The 16,643-nt window shown below is 43.2% G+C and carries 19 protein-coding genes; 17 read left to right on the top strand and 2 right to left on the bottom strand.

The window, feature by feature from the left end; translation table 11 throughout:
- The first annotated feature begins 3 nt into the window (after positions 1-3).
- The 10 genes from FOF60_RS15365 (at position 4) to FOF60_RS15320 (ending at position 9,860) form a co-directional block, all read left to right on the top strand.
- Entirely contained in the window at positions 4-1,272 is a 1,269-nt protein-coding gene (locus FOF60_RS15365; protein WP_264647573.1) for a peptidase, read from the top strand.
- 23 nt (positions 1,273-1,295) lie between these two features.
- The gene (gene gabT / locus FOF60_RS15360; RefSeq protein ID WP_192470498.1) at positions 1,296-2,624 is read left to right on the top strand and encodes a 4-aminobutyrate--2-oxoglutarate transaminase; all 1,329 of its coding nucleotides are present in this window, start codon (positions 1,296-1,298) and stop codon (positions 2,622-2,624) included.
- Positions 2,625-2,635: 11 nt separating this feature from the next.
- The gene (locus FOF60_RS15355; RefSeq protein ID WP_192470499.1) at positions 2,636-4,057 is read left to right on the top strand and encodes an aldehyde dehydrogenase family protein; all 1,422 of its coding nucleotides are present in this window, start codon (positions 2,636-2,638) and stop codon (positions 4,055-4,057) included.
- Between the two features lie 71 nt (positions 4,058-4,128).
- Positions 4,129-4,995, top strand: a complete 867-nt coding sequence (gene ablB, locus FOF60_RS15350) for a putative beta-lysine N-acetyltransferase (protein ID WP_319801534.1) — start codon at positions 4,129-4,131, stop codon at positions 4,993-4,995.
- Positions 4,996-5,047: 52 nt separating this feature from the next.
- Positions 5,048-6,436: a sigma-54 interaction domain-containing protein gene (locus FOF60_RS15345; RefSeq protein ID WP_192470501.1), complete on the top strand. Its 1,389-nt coding sequence runs from the start codon at positions 5,048-5,050 to the stop codon at positions 6,434-6,436.
- Between the two features lie 172 nt (positions 6,437-6,608).
- Positions 6,609-8,048, top strand: coding sequence for a lysine 2,3-aminomutase (gene ablA / locus FOF60_RS15340; RefSeq protein WP_192470502.1), 1,440 nt, complete (start codon positions 6,609-6,611; stop codon positions 8,046-8,048).
- The gene (locus FOF60_RS15335) at positions 8,048-8,329 is read left to right on the top strand and encodes a YokU family protein (RefSeq protein ID WP_192470503.1); all 282 of its coding nucleotides are present in this window, start codon (positions 8,048-8,050) and stop codon (positions 8,327-8,329) included. The genes ablA and FOF60_RS15335 overlap by 1 nt, the downstream gene beginning before the upstream one ends.
- A 131-nt stretch (positions 8,330-8,460) precedes the next feature.
- Complete coding sequence (locus FOF60_RS15330) at positions 8,461-8,652, top strand: hypothetical protein (protein WP_023627685.1); 192 nt, start codon at positions 8,461-8,463, stop codon at positions 8,650-8,652.
- Between the two features lie 120 nt (positions 8,653-8,772).
- A complete protein-coding gene (locus FOF60_RS15325) occupies positions 8,773-8,994 on the top strand; it encodes a YozE family protein (RefSeq protein WP_192470504.1) in 222 nt (73 codons plus the stop codon).
- Positions 8,995-9,161: 167 nt separating this feature from the next.
- Positions 9,162-9,860, top strand: coding sequence for a hypothetical protein (locus tag FOF60_RS15320; RefSeq protein WP_192470505.1), 699 nt, complete (start codon positions 9,162-9,164; stop codon positions 9,858-9,860).
- Here the strand turns inward: FOF60_RS15320 and FOF60_RS15315 are convergent.
- Positions 9,857-10,027 (bottom strand): hypothetical protein, encoded by a 171-nt coding sequence (locus tag FOF60_RS15315; protein ID WP_192470506.1) that lies wholly within the window; start codon positions 10,025-10,027, stop codon positions 9,857-9,859. The genes FOF60_RS15320 and FOF60_RS15315 overlap by 4 nt on opposite strands.
- Before the next feature lie 135 nt (positions 10,028-10,162).
- On the opposite strand from FOF60_RS15315, the gene FOF60_RS15310 reads away from it, so the two are divergent.
- Together FOF60_RS15310 and FOF60_RS15305 are read left to right on the top strand one after the other, a co-directional pair.
- Positions 10,163-10,336, top strand: a complete 174-nt coding sequence (locus FOF60_RS15310; protein ID WP_144479852.1) for a YozD family protein — start codon at positions 10,163-10,165, stop codon at positions 10,334-10,336.
- 412 nt (positions 10,337-10,748) lie between these two features.
- Positions 10,749-11,519, top strand: coding sequence for a sporulation protein (locus FOF60_RS15305; RefSeq protein ID WP_192470507.1), 771 nt, complete (start codon positions 10,749-10,751; stop codon positions 11,517-11,519).
- Positions 11,520-11,564: 45 nt separating this feature from the next.
- On the opposite strand, the gene FOF60_RS15300 is transcribed toward FOF60_RS15305, so the two are convergent.
- Positions 11,565-11,801 (bottom strand): hypothetical protein, encoded by a 237-nt coding sequence (locus tag FOF60_RS15300; RefSeq protein WP_192470589.1) that lies wholly within the window; start codon positions 11,799-11,801, stop codon positions 11,565-11,567.
- A 76-nt stretch (positions 11,802-11,877) separates the two neighbouring features.
- Between FOF60_RS15300 and deoD the strand changes: the two genes are divergently transcribed.
- The 5 genes from deoD to copZ all read left to right on the top strand — a co-directional run bounded on the left by deoD (position 11,878) and on the right by copZ (position 16,613).
- On the top strand, positions 11,878-12,582 hold the full coding sequence (gene deoD / locus FOF60_RS15295; protein WP_144479849.1) for a purine-nucleoside phosphorylase: 705 nt from the start codon (positions 11,878-11,880) through the stop codon (positions 12,580-12,582).
- A gap of 128 nt (positions 12,583-12,710) precedes the next feature.
- The gene (locus FOF60_RS15290) at positions 12,711-12,986 is read left to right on the top strand and encodes a hypothetical protein (protein ID WP_192470508.1); all 276 of its coding nucleotides are present in this window, start codon (positions 12,711-12,713) and stop codon (positions 12,984-12,986) included.
- Positions 12,925-13,773 carry a M15 family metallopeptidase gene (locus tag FOF60_RS15285; RefSeq protein WP_192470509.1) on the top strand — a complete coding sequence of 283 codons (849 nt, stop codon included), beginning with the start codon at positions 12,925-12,927 and terminating at the stop codon, positions 13,771-13,773. Before FOF60_RS15290 ends, FOF60_RS15285 begins: the two co-directional genes overlap by 62 nt.
- Positions 13,774-13,983: 210 nt before the next feature.
- Positions 13,984-16,380 carry a heavy metal translocating P-type ATPase gene (locus tag FOF60_RS15280; RefSeq protein WP_192470510.1) on the top strand — a complete coding sequence of 799 codons (2,397 nt, stop codon included), beginning with the start codon at positions 13,984-13,986 and terminating at the stop codon, positions 16,378-16,380.
- 26 nt (positions 16,381-16,406) lie between these two features.
- Positions 16,407-16,613: a copper chaperone CopZ gene (copZ, locus tag FOF60_RS15275; RefSeq protein WP_102263227.1), complete on the top strand. Its 207-nt coding sequence runs from the start codon at positions 16,407-16,409 to the stop codon at positions 16,611-16,613.
- Positions 16,614-16,643 lie beyond the last annotated feature (30 nt).

Below are 16,643 nucleotides of genomic sequence, written 5' to 3'. Positions count from 1 at the left end.
AACGTGCAAACGCCTGAGCAAAAGGTGAGGAATTACATTAAAGAAAGCAGAATAAGAGGGACCCGGCTTTTGCAAAAATTAGTTCAGGAACCGAGTACTAGAGGGGATGAAAGCGGAGCGCAGGCAGTCATTATTGAAAAATGCCGCGAGCTGGGTCTTGAAATGGATATTTGGGAAATCGGGGATAACGGACTGACTGTTCACCCCGCTTTTTGTTCAGATCGAAAAGACTTCAATGGAAACCCAAACGCTGTAGGAATCATGAGGGGAACAGGTGGAGGCAAGTCGATGATCCTCAATGGACATATTGATGTTGTTCCGGCAGGCGATGCAAAAGATTGGGAAAGGGACCCGTTCAGCGGCCATATCGAATGCGGCAAATTATTTGGCAGAGGCTCGACAGATATGAAGGGCGGCACAACTTCACTGCTAATGGCGATGGAGGCAATAAAAAATTCAGGAATCAAGCTAAAGGGCGATGTCATTTTTCAAAGTGTAATCGAAGAAGAAAGCGGTGGTGCAGGAACACTTGCCACTGTCCTGAGAGGTTATAAAGCGGATGCAGCCATCATCCCTGAGCCGACAAATATGAAGCTGTTTCCAAAACAGCAGGGATCCATGTGGTTCCGGATTTCAGTGAAAGGAAAAGGGGCGCATGGCGGAACGAGGTATGAAGGTGTCAATGCGATTGAGAAAGCGATGCTGGTCATTGATAGACTGAGAATCTTGGAGTCTCAGAGAAATGAAAGAATCACTGATCCGTTTTTTGAAAGCATACCAATCCCGATTCCTATTAATATTGGAAAGATCCATGCTGGAGACTGGCCATCATCTGTACCGGATTTAGCTGTAATTGAGGGCAGGATGGGGGTGGCCCCTAATGAAACACAAGATGAGGCAAAGCGTGAAATGTTTGAAGCCATTGCCGAAGTCTGTAACGTAGATACATGGCTGAGAGAAAATGCTCCTGAACTTGAATGGTTCGGTGCAAGCTGGCTGCCAGGCGACCTGGATCCTGAACATGAGTTGATTCATGTCCTTTCAGAAAGCTTTATGGACATTAAGGAAAAGTCTCCATTAATTGAGGCATCCCCATGGGCAACTGACGGCGGGATCCTCTCCAAGGTCGGTGGGGTGCCTGTAGTTGTTTTTGGACCCGGGGTAACGGAAACGGCACATCAGGCGAATGAATATATAAAGCTTGAAGATGTTTTTGAAGCGGCTGAAATCATTGCACTTGCTTTGCTTAAGTGGTGTGAGGTCAGCGATTAGAGAAAAAAGGGGGAATCAAACAAATGGGAGATATAAAGATTAACACAGCTATACCAGGCCCAAAGGCACAGGCATTGTTAGAGCGGAAAGAGAAAAATATCCCTGTGGGACCGTTCAACACAATCAAGTCGTTTGCAGAAAGAGGAGAAGGTGCCTTATTGACGGATGTTGATGGGAATACATTCATCGATTTTGCGGGCGCAATCGGCACACTGAATGTAGGCCACTGTCCAAGTAATGTAGTAAAAGCACTTCATGAGCAAATCGACCGTTATCTGCACCCTTGCTTCCATGTGATGATGTATGAACCATATATAGAACTTGCGGAAATTCTAAACAATATTACTCCAGGGACACATGATAAAAAAACATTCTTCCTGAGCAGCGGTGCAGAGGCCGTAGAAAATGCGATAAAGATAGCAAGGAAATATTCAGGCCGAAAAGGAATCATTTCTTTTGAACGAGGCTTTCACGGAAGGACCTATATGGCAATGTCGCTGACGAGCAAGGTCAAACCATACAAGTATCAGTTCGGACCGTTCGCTCCGGAAACCTATAAATGGCCATACCCGGTGTATTCTCAAGAAAAAGGCATGGCACCTGAAGAACTCGATGCCTATATGCTGAAAAAATTTGAGACATTTTTCCTAAGCGAGGTTCCTGGCACCGAAATTGCTGCTGTCATAATGGAACCGATTCAGGGTGAAGGCGGATTTAATATTCCTTCCAAAACCTTTGTTCAAGGAGTGAAGAGAATTTGTGAACAGTATGGGATTCTCTTTATTGCAGATGAAATCCAAACCGGTTTCGGCAGGACAGGAAAGATGTTCGCGATGGAGCACTACGGTGTCGTCCCCGATTTGATGACGATGTCAAAATCGATTGCCGCGGGGCTGCCAATCAGTGCCGTCACGGGAAGAGCTGAAATTATGGACTCTGCGGGTATTGGGGAAATTGGCGGCACCTTTGGAGGAAGTCCTCTCGGTTGTGTAGCGGCAATAGAAGTCGTTAAAATGATAGAAAAGGAAAATCTTCTTGATAGAGCGAACCTGTTCGGGGAGAAGTTCTTACAAAGGTTCGGAAAGCTGACCGACAGCTTTCCAGAAGTAGGAGATATCCGTTCCTTAGGTGCTATGTGTGCAATCGAATTTTTCGATGAGAATGAGCGGCCAAACGGACAAATCGTTCGAGAAATACTTGCAAAAGCTCATCAGCGAGGATTAATTTTAATGAGCGCTGGCCTTTATGGAAATGTAATCAGGCTTTTAGCTCCTCTGGTCATAACAGAGGATCAAATGGAGGAAGGATTCGATGTACTAGAATCAGCAATCACTGAATGCTGCCAGCGGTAGGAGGGGAAACAATGGGACAGAATTTATGGATTAATGGTGAAAGTGTTGAATGTGATAATTATCGTCCGCTTTTTAATCCTTTTAATGGAGAAAAAATTGCTGATGTAGCAGAGGCAAGCAAAGAAGATGTGATAAAGGCGATTGATTCAGCTGCCGGGGCAGCAGTGACGATAGCAGAGATGGATGCACATAAGCGATCAGACATCCTTCGGAGAGTGGCTGAATTAATCCAGGAGGACAGGGACGAGTGTGCCCGCCTGATCGCGGAGGAATCCTCCAAACCATTGAAGGCTGCTCGTGGTGAAGTCGACCGTACCATCATGACCTATAGGTTTGCATCAGAAGAAGCAAGGAGGCTTCACGGCGAAACAATCCCGATGGACGCAGCTCCTGGAGGCGAGGGAAGAGTCGCCTATACGGTAAGAGAGCCGCTGGGAGTAATAGCTGCGATCACTCCTTTCAACTTCCCGATGAACCTTGTTGCCCATAAAGTAGGGCCGGCAATCGCTGCCGGGAATACGGTAGTCCTTAAGCCAGCCAGCCAGACCCCATTATCAGCCTATAAAATTGCTTCCTACTTCCATGAAGCAGGACTCCCTGCGGGTGCGCTGAATGTAGTGACTGGCAGCGGGAAAAGTGTTGGTGATGTGCTGATTGCTGATGACCGGGTGAAGATGGTCACTTTTACGGGAAGTCCTGAAGTTGGGAAGCATATACGCGAAAATGCCGGGTTGAAACGAGTAACTCTGGAACTAGGTTCTAATTCGGCCTTGATTGTCGATGAAGGAACTGATCTTAAAAAGGTAATGCCGAGAATCGTTACTGGAGCCTTTTCTAATCAGGGGCAGGTTTGCATCTCTATCCAGAGGATTTTCGTACACGAAGCGATCGCTGCTGAATTTGTTTCTTTGTTTATTGAAGAAGCTGGTAAACTGAAGGTGGGAGATCCACTGGATGAGCAAACAGATTTAGCTGCCATGATTAGCGGAAATGATGTGACCAGGGCAAAAGCCTGGATCCAGGCCGCGGTGGAAAACGGAGCGGAGCTGGTATATGGCGGAGATGGTGAAAGGCAAATATTGAAGCCAACTGTGCTGCTCAATGCAAAGCTCACTGATAAAATTTCCTGTGAGGAAGTATTCGCACCGGTTGTCCATATCAATACTTTTAATCATTTCGCTGATGCGATAGCTAAGGCTAATGATTCAAAGTACGGGTTGCAGGCAGGAGTCTATACGAATGATCTCCAAAAAGCGATGCAAGCGGCAAAAAAACTCCATGTCGGCGGTGTGATGATCAATGAAATACCAACATTCCGGGTAGACCATATGCCGTATGGCGGCGTCAAAATGAGTGGAACCGGCAGAGAAGGGATTAAATACGCTTTAGAAGAAATGACCGAACTGAAGCTTGTTTCAATCAAACTGGATTGACCGTCAGCCTGGCCCAAAGCCAGGCTTTTCATACGATTTAAATTCTTATAGCAGGTATTGGGGGAATGAACATGCATTTAGGCAAAACAATGACCTTATCAGAAAAAAACTATAATCTAACCGTTTATCTTGATCCACAGAATAAGCGGGTCAGGGTGGAAGATTATTTGGGCAGCTTGCCAGATATTTTGGAGCAAGCTGAAAAGCTTGTGGAGAGCGAAAAAGTAGACAAATTAATCATCAAGGCAAGGAAGGAGCATTTTACACAGCTGATCGAACGAGGTTTCAGTTTTGAAGCAAGTATTGACGGGTTCTTCCTGGGCTCTGACTGTGTGTTCTTTTCGAAGTTTTTCAGCGACGAAAGAAGGACTTCACCGCATTGGCTTCAAGAGGATGGAATCATTAAAAGTGTTTACCATCTGGCAGAGCCAGCACAGAACATTACACCCCCGAAGGATTACGTTATGAAAAAGATGGACGAAAGAGATGCAGAAGGCTTGTCTGAATTATATAAAGCGGTTTTCCAAATTTATCCCACACCCTTAAATAATCCAGAGTATATCGTCAAAACAATGAGAGAAGGAACCATTTATTACGGTTTTGTCCATGATGGTCAGATCGTAAGCGCGGCATCAGCAGAAGTGGACTCTTTTTATAAAAATGCAGAGATGACTGATTGTGCCACATTAAAAGAGCACAGGAAACACGGGTTGATGAAGGTACTGTTGGCCCGCCTTGAAGAGGAACTGATTGAAAATGGCATATATTGTTCTTACTCCATCGCCAGGGCATTATCGTTCGGAATGAACGCAGCCTTGCATCAATTGGGTTATGCATACCGTGGCAGACTTGTGAACAATGTGTTTATCTATGATAAAATTGAAAACATGAACGTTTGGGTAAAAGATTTGGCAAAACCGCCAAATTTTGGGCAGTGAAAAGACAGTTTTTCGGCACTCTGTCATATACTCAATATGGGAGTGTGATGAGATGAATTCAGTATCCAATGTGACCGAAGAAATCTTGAGCGCAATATTGAAGTGCATCGACGAGGCAATCCATGTCGTGAACACAGAGGGGATTACCATTTTCTATAATGAAGTAGCTGCCAGGCATGATGGACTGGATATCAGTGAGGTGATTGGAAAGCCGCTGCTTAGTGTGTTTCCTTCACTGAACAATCAATCCAGCACTCTATTGAAAGTAATTGAAACGAAGAAACCGATCTATAATGAAACCCAGTCCTTCGTCAATTTGCATGGGCGGAAAATTGATACTGTCAACTCGACACTGCCAATCTTTGTGCAGGGAGAATTGATCGGTGCAGTTGAAATTGCAAAGGATTATTCTCAAATCAAGCAGCTTTCTGAGCGCCTGGTCGAAATTCAAAAGAATAATAAGCATCGTGGCGGGAAAGCCGTTAAACAACAAGCCGGCTATACGTTCAGCGACCTGATTACAAGCAATAAGCATTTTATGACGATTAAAAAGAAGGCGGAGAAACTGGCAAAATCTGATTCTCCGATTCTAGTGTATGGGGAAAGCGGGACCGGAAAGGAGCTTTTCGTCCAATCCATCCATAACGCCTCCAGTCGGTCAGCTGGACCTTTCATAGCGCAAAACTGTGCGGCAATTCCGGAAAACCTGCTTGAAAGCATCCTGTTTGGCACATCAAAGGGGAGCTATACTGGAGCAGTGGACAGGCCAGGTTTGTTCGAGTTGGCTAATGGTGGAACACTTTTTCTTGATGAGCTTAATTCGATGCCCTTCGACCTGCAGGCCAAGCTTCTTCGTGTTCTAGAGGATGGTGCTGTCAGAAGAATCGGAAGTACTCATGTCATCTCTGTCAACGTCAGGGTGATTTCTGCGATGAACGTTTACCCTGCACAGGCAATGGAAGAAAACCAGCTGCGCACGGATCTGTTTTACCGTTTGAATGTATTGACATTTGAACTGATCCCCTTAAGGCAAAGGAAAGAAGATATTCTTTATTTGTCTGATATCTTTATCAGTCAATATAACAAGCAGCTGAGGAAGAATGTCTCTGGGCTTGAGGACCATGTAAAAGCCATTTTCTATAAACATCCATGGCCTGGTAATGTCAGGGAACTGAAGCATACTATTGAATACATGATGAATGTATGTGAAGGCAGTATGCTGATGGGGCATGATCTGCCAATGATGATGAAAAACATCCAGCCAGAACAGTCTGAAGAAACACGTACTTCATTTGTTCTGAGAGACCACCTTAAAGAGCTTGAAATTCAATTAATCAATGATGCGCTGGATGCTTCTCACGGCAATGTCCAGAAAGCAGCCGTCCTCCTCGACATTCCAAGACAGACACTGCAATATAAAATGAAAAAATTAAATCTGTGAGATTCTAATCTGCCGAATTTTCAGCAGGTTATTTTCTTTTTTAGATCAAATCCCCTTGGCAAGTGTCACAAAGTGCTACAGAAAGCGGGTTTAGTGAATTCTGAATAATCCGTCACTTTTGGCACGGAACTTGCATTATAAATAGCTATAAAAATAGCTAGGGGGAATTGGGATGAAACAGACTTTATATAAGCCTTCAAGACACTGGAAGGATATAGAGCTTTGGAAGGATGTTACGGATGAACAATGGAATGACTGGCTGTGGCAGCTTACAAATACAATCAGGACACTGGATGATTTAAAGAAGGTTATTAATCTCACACCCGATGAAGAAGAGGGTGTCAGGATCTCGACGAAAACAATCCCACTGAATATAACACCTTACTACGCTTCATTAATGAATCCAGACGACCCGCGCTGTCCGATCAGGATGCAGTCAGTGCCAATCTCCAAGGAAATTCACAAAACAAAATATGATCTTGAAGATCCACTTCATGAAGATGAAGATTCACCTGTACCTGGTTTGACGCACAGATATCCTGACAGGGTGCTTTTCCTCGTGACCAATCAATGCTCAATGTATTGCCGCTATTGCACAAGGCGAAGATTTTCGGGACAAATCGGCATGGGGGTTGCGAAAAAACAGCTTGATGCCGCAATAAACTACATCAGGAATACCCCAGAAGTCCGGGATGTATTGATATCTGGCGGAGATGGTCTCCTGATCAATGATAATATTCTTGAATATATTTTAAAGAACCTGAGAGAAATCGACCATGTTGAAATCATCAGGATTGGAACTCGTGCACCAGTTGTTTTCCCGCAGCGAATCACAGAGAATCTTTGTTCAATCCTCAAAAAATACCATCCAATCTGGCTGAATACACACTTCAACACATCAATTGAAATTACTGAAGACTCAAAGCGAGCCTGTGAAATGCTTGCCAACGCTGGGGTCCCAGTTGGAAACCAATCCGTGATACTTGCAGGAATCAATGACAGTGTCCCGATTATGAAAAAGCTTATGCATGACCTCGTTAAAATCCGTGTACGCCCTTATTATATTTACCAATGTGACCTGTCTGAAGGCATCGGCCATTTCCGTGCCCCGGTCACAAAGGGTCTCGAAATTATTGAAGGCTTAAGGGGGCATACATCCGGCTACGCCGTCCCTACATTCGTGGTGGATGCGCCTGGCGGAGGAGGGAAAATCTCCTTGCAGCCAAATTACCTGATTTCCCAAAGCCCTGAAAAAGTTGTCCTGCGGAATTTTGAAGGTGTGATCACCTCCTATCCTGAGCCTGAAAATTATGTTCCAGGCAGAGCGGAGGGTTACTTCAAACAAGTGTATCCGGACTATGAGAAGAAGAAATCGAATACTGGAATAGCAGCGATTATGAACGACAGTGAATTCAACCTGATTCCTGAAGGTCTTGGCCGGATTGACCGCAGGGAAAAGTACGAGGAAGACCCTGCACATTCATCCCTGAAGGATAAGCGTGACAAACGTGATGAGCTGAAGGAAAAGAAGTTCATGGCACAGCAGAAAAAAACGACAGCTGAAGCGGTTGATGGCCAGGGAGCTATTCCTACGACTAAGGGGGTTGACTGATGGCAAAATGCGAGTGGTGCAGCAGTGAAAAAACCAAAGCTGTAACAGACAAAGTCTATTGGGAACTTCCGGATGGTACAAAAGCGATCCAAATCGATGAAACGCCCGCCATCCATTGTCTTGACTGCCAAATGACATACCAGACCGAATTGATCACAAAGGAAATCGAAGACCAATTATTTTTAATCGATACGAAAAAACTCGGCAAGGTGGTCACCTTTGAAGAATTGATGGCGCAGCCAAGGTTGTTGAAGCGAAATTACTTTGATTTTTCATCTTGAAGTCACAGTGTGATAAAAATAACCTAAATTAGGAAGCTGTTCACAAAAGTTTCACACTTCCTTTTTATCCAGTTACTCCCTCCTCTTTATAATAGAGTGGGGAGTATTTAATTTGGAAATGGGGAGAGAAAATGTCTATCGCTTTATCCATCATGCTGGTAGCGGCAATGGTTGTCTTATTCTTTTGCGGATATTATGTAAGGCTGATCATTGAGAAATTTGGGATGAACTGGCTCCATGCCGTGCCAATCACCGTCGCGATTTTAATGTTCAATATCATATGGGCATTGCTTGAGATGGCCAAATCAGCAAGATGGCAGTGAAAAAAGGGCACCTTACCTAATCGGAAGGTGCTCTGTTTTTTTGCATTAAAGTGGACGTGCCCTTAACAAATCCGTTATAGTATGGACAAACTAATTTTATCAATAGGCAGGCGTTCATATATGTATAAAAGCTTTTACCACTTTCTCATGAAATATCGTTCCACCAAACCGAAGGATGCGATCAGCAGGTTCGCAAATTCCGCGTACGATGATCTCTCGTTCCCAAAAAACTCGGAGGATTATGATGAAATCAGCTCCTATTTGGAAATGAACGGTCATTATCCGGAAAGTATGACCGTGTTTGATGAAGCCTGGGATGAATATTTAATTGCAGAAAGTTAATAGGCTCTTGCGGTGAAACCGCGAGAGTCTTTATTTTTGTTTTCTTACTTCATTCCGGCAAAAGATAAAAGCTTCATCCATCCACCATCTAGGCGTAGCGATTTTCAGAAAAATGCATATACTGTTGTAATCACAATTCACGACTCATCGTTGAGAGGATGGAGGAAATGGAAAAACGGAAGAAACCTAAGTTTAACATCGGTGATACAGTCGTGATCACTATTTATGGGACTGTGGGGAAAGTGACAAATATAAAATGGCTTGACGGCCTTCATGTATATGAGATAAATAAGAGCGAGGGCTTGTATTTGGAAACAAGTTTGCAGATGCTCTCTGAGTACGATGGGAAACTGCTTGAAAAGGAGCAAATCGACATCGAGTACAAATATTTTTTTGGGGACCTGGTACAGGTAAAAGGTTATGGTTCAGACCTATTTAAGGTTGTCGGATTTCGAACTGAAATCTGGAGATATAAAGAAGATGCCTGGGAGGATGTCATATATGAACTTTCCAGGATAAAAGATGGTGAATGGCTTGAAGCCGGGGAAGAAGAATTGACACTGGTTGCGGATTCGGACAGTGCCGATACGTTTATCCAGAAGCTGGGGCTTCTGTTTTCTGCCAATAAAGAAGTAAAGCCATCAGTCAACCTCGATAAAAAGTCTCATCAGCCGCGAGCAGGTGAAAAAGAAGAGCTGAGGAAAACCAATCAAAAGAGGATGACGATCGATAATCTCCTTGATATTTATAATGATTACCGGATTTTATATAAGTGGTTCCAGGATGATGAATACGCCCATGTCATGAGAGTCATTCTTCGTAAACTGTCAATGCTCGTTAACAATGATGGAAAAAGCCATGTTTAAAATAGCCCTGCAAATTCAAGCAGCACATAAACAAGAAAAGGAATTCCTGTCCACAAAAGAATTTTAAACAAGAAATTTACGAAAGTGCCAAACAACTCAATAATCATACTATCTTCTTTGTTCACATCCTCCACAAACATTGCCGCAAGATTACCCAGTCTCTCCATACCAGATCACTCCTAATTTGATTTATTCCATTCTATGCTTGTCCAAAAGCAATAGAACAATTTTCAGAAAATTGATTGAGCTTGGCATTAAACATGGGTTCTTCACATACATTTGGAATAAAGGGGGGCGAATCTGTGAAAGAGATTGAGGTTATTATCGATACAGAGGAGATTGCTGAATTTTTCTTTCATGAACTTGTAAAAAGGGGATACGTTCCCACAGAGGAAGAACTTGAAGAGATGGCAGACATCACATTTGAATATCTGATTGAAAAATGCATCATCGATGAGGAAGAAGATATAGACTAGGTAATTTATATACGGTTATGGGGTGGACTCTCAGGTCAAATAAATTAGACCATAGAGTCGCCTCTTTTATTATTTTATCGAGTGTGCTAACTTAATTAAAATTATAAAGGCTTGCTTTTTTTATTTACGATGTATTTAGAAACCTGAGTTGATTGGAGTGGAAGGCGCGAAGGCTCCTGGGGCTCAGCTGGACAGGTGAGACCCCGCAGACGCCGACGGCGACGAGGAGGCTCAGCGCCAGCCCCGCGGAAAGCGAAGCGCCTGGAACGGATATCAACGGACCATATTTCAGCCTTATATAAATTAAATATAGAAGGAATATTTAAAAATTTTTATCTCGGTGAAACTCTCTCACTTTATAATCGTATACATCTATATGAAAGAAAAATGTGAAACCAGGGAGGCAAGGGGTATGTCATTTTTTAATAAGGTTTTTGCCAGCGTCGGCATTGGAGCAGCTAAAGTCGATACGAAGCTGGAGAAGGACCGGGTAATGCCTGGGGAAGAAGTACGTGGAATTGTAGAAATTCGCGGTGGCAACACAGAGCAGAACATCGATGACATCTATTTGAGTTTACATACTACCTATATAAAAGAAGCGGACGACAAAAAGTATACCGCCACAGCCCAAATCGACCGATTCAAGCTGACGCAGTCATTCGTAATCAAAGAGAATGAAACAAAGGAAATCCCATTCTCATTCAGGCTTCCATTAGAAATGCCATTATCAATGGGCAGGACGAAGGTGTGGGTGTCGACTGGGCTTGATATCAAAAATGCAGTGGATCCAAGCGATAAAGATTTTCTTACGGTAGTGCCCAATCAGTTAATGCATGGCGTATTTAACGCTGTTAGCGACCTTGGCTTCCGTTTGAGGGAGGCTGAGTGTGAACAAGCGCCAAGACATCTTCGCAGAAATCTGCCGTTTGTCCAGGAGTTTGAGTTTGTGCCATCATCAGGCCCATTTAGAGGGAGGTTGGATGAATTAGAAGTGATTTTCTATCCAGTCAGCGAGAACGAAGTTGAGGTCATGATGCAAGTTGACCGCAGGGCGAGAGGGCTTGGAGGCTTTTTGTCTGAAGCCATGGGGATGGATGAAACATATGTCAGAATGAATATCCATGCTTCCGACCTTCCGTCTTTGAAGCAGAAATTACAGAACACGATCGAGCGTTATTGCTAATAAGCAAGTAGAGACGATGAAGCAAACTGCTTCATCGTCTTTGAGTTATCCTTGTTTCTTTCTTCCGGTAGCTGAGAATTCTTTGCCGTGAGCTTCCTGTTCAGCAACAATTGCTTCAGGAGGTATATGGTTGTTTTTCTTTGGTGAATTGATTCGGTTGCGGTGTTTCTTGCCCATTGCTTCATCACCTTCTCTTTCGTTTTTTATATAACTGGTGAAAAGGATTTTTTCTTTCAGCTTTGGTAAAGCTATTTTTAGCTTGCCCGTTAATAAAATTGTCATGAAACTGAAGATTTTCCTGCTTAACTATATTGTGGTATAGTTTTGAGGTAGCAACCTATAGGATGGAGGATTTTGAATGAGTGTACATATTGGTGCTAAAGAAAATGAAATCGCAGAAACGGTATTGCTGCCTGGTGATCCATTAAGGGCGAAATACATTGCGGAAACATTCCTTGAAGATGCGAAGTTATATAATGAAGTCAGAAATATGTTTGGCTACACAGGTACATACAAAGGTAAAAGAGTTTCTGTACAGGGAACAGGTATGGGAGTTCCGTCCATTTCAATTTATATCAATGAATTGATGAATAGCTATAATGTACAAAACCTGATTCGCGTAGGTACATGCGGAGCGATCCAAAAGGATGTCAAAGTACGCGACGTAATTCTGGCTATGAGTTCTTCAACCGATTCACAAATGAATCGACTTACTTTCGGCGGAGTGGATTTTGCTCCGACAGCAAACTTTGATCTATTGTACAAAGCGTATAATACAGGCCTTGAAAAAGGTTTGAACCTTAAAGTCGGCAACGTTTTCACTGCAGACCAGTTCTACAATGATAACGCTGAATTAGAAAAGTGGGCACAGTACCAGATTCTTGCTGTTGAAATGGAAACAACAGCTCTTTACACCCTGGCTGCTAAATATGATCGCAAAGCCCTCTCTATCCTAACAGTCAGCGACCATATCCTGACGGGTGAAGAGACTACTTCAGAAGAGCGCCAAACAACATTCAACGACATGATCGAAGTTGCTCTCGAAGCAGCAATTAAAGAATAAAAATTGATGAAAACCCTTTCCCTGTGGAGAGGGTTTTCTTATGAGCTATTTTTCCAGACTTAATTAGACATTTCCGAGAATTTTTCAAGCTAAAATGTCTAATAAACCCTATTTAATGGACATTTCAAATGACAGATAAAGCAAAAATGGCTAATAAGCCCTGTTTAAAGGACATTTCTAAAGACAGCCGAGATCAAAATGTCCCTCTTACAGTAGTTTGCACAATCCCAGAAGCAGGCATAATGAATAAAGGTATTAATGGGAAAAAAGGCCATTCGAAAGTTTGCCGAAAAATGTTAGAATGGTGTTATTGCTTTAAAATGTTGAAGATTGGTGGACATAATGAAAAAAATATTGCTGATAATCGCATTGCCGATTTTTTTGACAGGATGCGCACAGGTTGAGCCGTATCTTGAAAAAATTCCTTACTTGGGAGATAAATTTTTTGGACAAGACGATCAGGATGACCAGCCATCTGAGGTTAACGAACCTGAACAGAATACGGAAAATACACCTCCTATAGAGGACAAGCCAGCAGAAGATGAATTGACACTCGAAGCTGCGTATTTCAATGTAGTCCAGAATACGGACGGAAAGAATGTCATTCAGAATCCGCAGAATACTTTGGCGCTAGTCAATAAGATGTTTGGATTACCAGATCATTATATCCCGGCCGACTTGGTTCGACCGAATGTTCCCTTTTCTTTTGGTGATGCCAAGCTTGAAAAGAGCCTTATGAGGAAAGAAGCTGCAGCAGCATTGGAAAAAATGTTTGCCGGTGCAAGGGATGATGGAATTGAACTTGCTGCAGTTTCAGGGTACAGATCATATGGGCGCCAGGAAAACCTTTTTGACGCCGAGGTCAATAAAGTTGGGGAGGAAAAAGCTCTTCAGGCTGTTGCGAGACCCGGAAGCAGCGAACACCAGACAGGATTGACGATGGATATTTCCAGCAAGACCAATAATTTTAATCTGAATGAACAATTCGGTACAACAAAAGAAGGAGTGTGGCTTGCCCACAACGCCCATGAATACGGGTTTATCCTCAGATACCCAAGGGGTAAAGAAGATTTAACAGGCTATATGTATGAACCATGGCATTTCAGGTATGTGGGAATCAAAGCCGCAACTGAGATGTATGAAAATGATTGGACACTTGAAGAGTATTTTGAAAATGTAAGGAAGATATAAAGGAAAAGCCTGGCTTGTTGGCCAGGTTTTTTGTTTTTACGCTGCAGTTCTTATATTAATCTATGGCATATGTGACATTTTTAACTGTTATATACACATTTAGGGGTAAAATAATAAAAAACAAACTTTATTATTGATTAATATACTATACAGGGGTATAGTAATTAGTGAAGATGAAAGAAACATTTCGAATGAAACGGGGTGTAGACGATGAAAGAACAAATGACTGTCGACATAACGGGTATGACATGTGCCTCGTGTTCCACAAGGATTGAGAAGGTCCTTAATAAGATGGACGGCGTCGATGCAACTGTAAATCTGGCGATGGAAAATGCCTCAGTCACATATGAATCTGAAAAAATTAAACCAGACGATATATTTAATAAAATCAACGACCTGGGGTACGGTGTCCGAAACGAAAAGATGGATTTGGATGTTTTCGGCATGACTTGTGCAGCCTGTTCCACAAGGATTGAAAAGGTACTCAACAAGATGGACGGAATGAAAGCAGCAACCGTTAACCTTGCAACCGAATCAGCTTCAGTTGAGTTTAATGGTGCTGTTTTGTCAGCTGATAAAATTATCGCGAAGATCCAGGATCTGGGCTATGACGCGAAGGAAAAAGTCCAGAGGGAAGCGAAGGCCCAGCAAAAAGAAGATGAAATAAATGCGAAGAAACGAAAGTTATTCATATCCATCCTTTTGTCACTTCCACTTCTTTATACAATGATTGGCCACGCGCCATGGGATACGGGACTGCCAATGCCGCATCTGTTGATGAATCCATGGTTCCAGCTATTATTGGCAACTCCGGTACAATTCTGGATAGGAGGGCAATTCTATGTAGGCGCCTATAAATCACTTAAGAACAAGAGTGCGAATATGGATGTTCTGGTTGCACTAGGTACATCCGCTGCGTATTTTTATAGTCTTGCAGAAGCTATAAAAACAATTGGAAATCCAGCATATATGCCGCATTTATATTTTGAAACAAGTGCTGTCCTGATTACTTTGATCCTTGTCGGAAAATTGTTTGAAGCCCTTGCAAAAGGACGTACGACTGAAGCAATCTCCAAGCTTCTAAGCCTGCAAGCTAAAGAAGCGACTGTTATCAGGGATGGCGAGGAGATTAAAATCCCGATTGAAGAAGTAAGAGTTAATGATACGATCATCGTTAAACCAGGTGAGAAGATTCCTGTCGATGGCAAGGTTGTATCAGGTCAGTCCGCTGTTGATGAAGCGATGATCACCGGGGAATCAATTCCGGTTGAAAAAGCAGCTGGCGATTCACTGATCGGAGCTACCATCAATAAAAATGGTACTTTGACGATGACTGCAACAAAGGTCGGTAAAGACACGGCCCTTGCAGGAATCATTAAGGTAGTCGAGGACGCGCAGGGAAGCAAAGCTTCTATCCAGCGTGTGGCAGATCAGATTTCCGGAATTTTCGTTCCGATTGTTGTCGCAATCGCAATTGTTACATTCCTTGTCTGGTACTTTGTCATCACACCTGGCGACTTTGCGTCAGCCCTTGAAACAGCCATTGCCGTGCTCGTTATTGCCTGCCCTTGTGCACTTGGTCTGGCAACTCCAACCTCCATCATGGTTGGAACGGGAAAAGGTGCCGAAAACGGTATTCTTTTTAAAGGCGGAGAGCACTTAGAAGCTACTCACAAAATTGATGCTATTGTTCTTGATAAAACGGGAACAATTACTAAAGGGAAACCTAGCGTAACCGATCTAGAAATTTTCGGGGACGAGGAGAAGGTCCTGAAATATTTAATATCTGCCGAAAAGGCTTCTGAGCATCCTCTTGCTGAAGCCATTGTGGAATACGGCAACACAAGAAATATAGAAGTATTGCCAATGGATGAGTTCGCTGCAATACCAGGCCACGGAATTGTAGCAACCATCAGCGGAGAGAAAGTATTTGTTGGAACCAGAAAGCTGATGGGTAAAGAGGGAATCGAATTCGCTCGATATGAAGAAAGGCTTGAGCGACTCGAGACAGAAGGCAAGACTGCGATGATGATAGCAATCAACAATAAAGTGGCAGGAATTGTCGCGGTTGCCGATACAGTCAAAGAAACTGCGAAAACAGCGATTGAAGAGCTCAAATCCATGGGTATTGAAGTGTATATGCTTACTGGTGACAATACGCGCACTGCTAAAGCCATTGCAGCCCAGGTTGGAGTAGACAATGTAATTGCAGAAGTACTCCCTGAAGAAAAGGCGAACCATGTCAAAGAACTTCAGTTAAAGGGTAAGAAGGTGGCTATGGTAGGAGACGGCATCAATGATGCACCAGCTCTTGCGTTGGCTGATATCGGCATCGCCATCGGAACCGGCACTGATGTTGCTATCGAGGCTGCTGACGTCACTATTCTTGGCGGGGAATTGACACTGATTCCTAAGGCAATCTCTTTAAGTAAAAAAACAATGCAAAACATCCGCCAAAACTTGTTCTGGGCTCTTGCATACAACTCGGCAGGAATCCCGATTGCTGCCATGGGTCTCCTGGCTCCATGGGTGGCAGGTGCAGCAATGGCTTTCAGTTCAGTTTCAGTAGTGACTAACTCCCTTCGTTTGAAGCGGATTAAGTTATAAATTAAAAAAAGAGAGGAAGATTTTAAATGGAAAAAACAACTTTAAATGTATCAGGCATGACTTGCGGACACTGCGAAAAAGCAGTTAAGAACGCTTTGATGGGTGTAGACGGAGTCGCTAGCGTCGTCGTTTCCCTTTCAGAAGGAAAAGCTGAGGTCGAATATGATGCTTCAAAGGCAGAAGTAAGCAAAATGAAGGAAGCCGTTGAAGATCAAGGATACGATGTAGAGTAAAGCAAGAGAAATATTTTGATTGGCTGGGTG

It is taken from the genome of Mesobacillus jeotgali, from assembly GCF_014856545.2.
In the GTDB taxonomy this organism is placed as follows: Bacteria; Bacillota; Bacilli; order Bacillales; family Cytobacillaceae; genus Mesobacillus.
This window is presented reverse-complemented; position numbering and strand designations above follow the sequence as displayed.

What these genes read in the sequence shown, in the direction of transcription:
- FOF60_RS15335 (WP_192470503.1), top strand. Translation starts at nt 8,048, where the DNA reads ATGGCAAAATGCGAGTGGTGCAGCAGTGAAAAAACCAAAGCTGTAACA.
- FOF60_RS15305 (WP_192470507.1), top strand. Translation starts at nt 10,749, where the DNA reads ATGTCATTTTTTAATAAGGTTTTTGCCAGCGTCGGCATTGGAGCAGCT.
- FOF60_RS15320 (WP_192470505.1), top strand. Translation starts at nt 9,162, where the DNA reads ATGGAAAAACGGAAGAAACCTAAGTTTAACATCGGTGATACAGTCGTG.
- FOF60_RS15355 (WP_192470499.1), top strand. Translation starts at nt 2,636, where the DNA reads ATGGGACAGAATTTATGGATTAATGGTGAAAGTGTTGAATGTGATAAT.
- FOF60_RS15315 (WP_192470506.1), bottom strand. Translation starts at nt 10,027, where the DNA reads ATGGAGAGACTGGGTAATCTTGCGGCAATGTTTGTGGAGGATGTGAAC.
- FOF60_RS15325 (WP_192470504.1), top strand. Translation starts at nt 8,773, where the DNA reads ATGTATAAAAGCTTTTACCACTTTCTCATGAAATATCGTTCCACCAAA.
- FOF60_RS15300 (WP_192470589.1), bottom strand. Translation starts at nt 11,801, where the DNA reads ATGACAATTTTATTAACGGGCAAGCTAAAAATAGCTTTACCAAAGCTG.
- ablA (WP_192470502.1), top strand. Translation starts at nt 6,609, where the DNA reads ATGAAACAGACTTTATATAAGCCTTCAAGACACTGGAAGGATATAGAG.
- FOF60_RS15345 (WP_192470501.1), top strand. Translation starts at nt 5,048, where the DNA reads ATGAATTCAGTATCCAATGTGACCGAAGAAATCTTGAGCGCAATATTG.
- FOF60_RS15330 (WP_023627685.1), top strand. Translation starts at nt 8,461, where the DNA reads ATGTCTATCGCTTTATCCATCATGCTGGTAGCGGCAATGGTTGTCTTA.
- ablB (WP_319801534.1), top strand. Translation starts at nt 4,129, where the DNA reads ATGCATTTAGGCAAAACAATGACCTTATCAGAAAAAAACTATAATCTA.
- gabT (WP_192470498.1), top strand. Translation starts at nt 1,296, where the DNA reads ATGGGAGATATAAAGATTAACACAGCTATACCAGGCCCAAAGGCACAG.
- FOF60_RS15290 (WP_192470508.1), top strand. Translation starts at nt 12,711, where the DNA reads ATGACAGATAAAGCAAAAATGGCTAATAAGCCCTGTTTAAAGGACATT.
- FOF60_RS15280 (WP_192470510.1), top strand. Translation starts at nt 13,984, where the DNA reads ATGAAAGAACAAATGACTGTCGACATAACGGGTATGACATGTGCCTCG.
- copZ (WP_102263227.1), top strand. Translation starts at nt 16,407, where the DNA reads ATGGAAAAAACAACTTTAAATGTATCAGGCATGACTTGCGGACACTGC.
- FOF60_RS15285 (WP_192470509.1), top strand. Translation starts at nt 12,925, where the DNA reads ATGAAAAAAATATTGCTGATAATCGCATTGCCGATTTTTTTGACAGGA.
- deoD (WP_144479849.1), top strand. Translation starts at nt 11,878, where the DNA reads ATGAGTGTACATATTGGTGCTAAAGAAAATGAAATCGCAGAAACGGTA.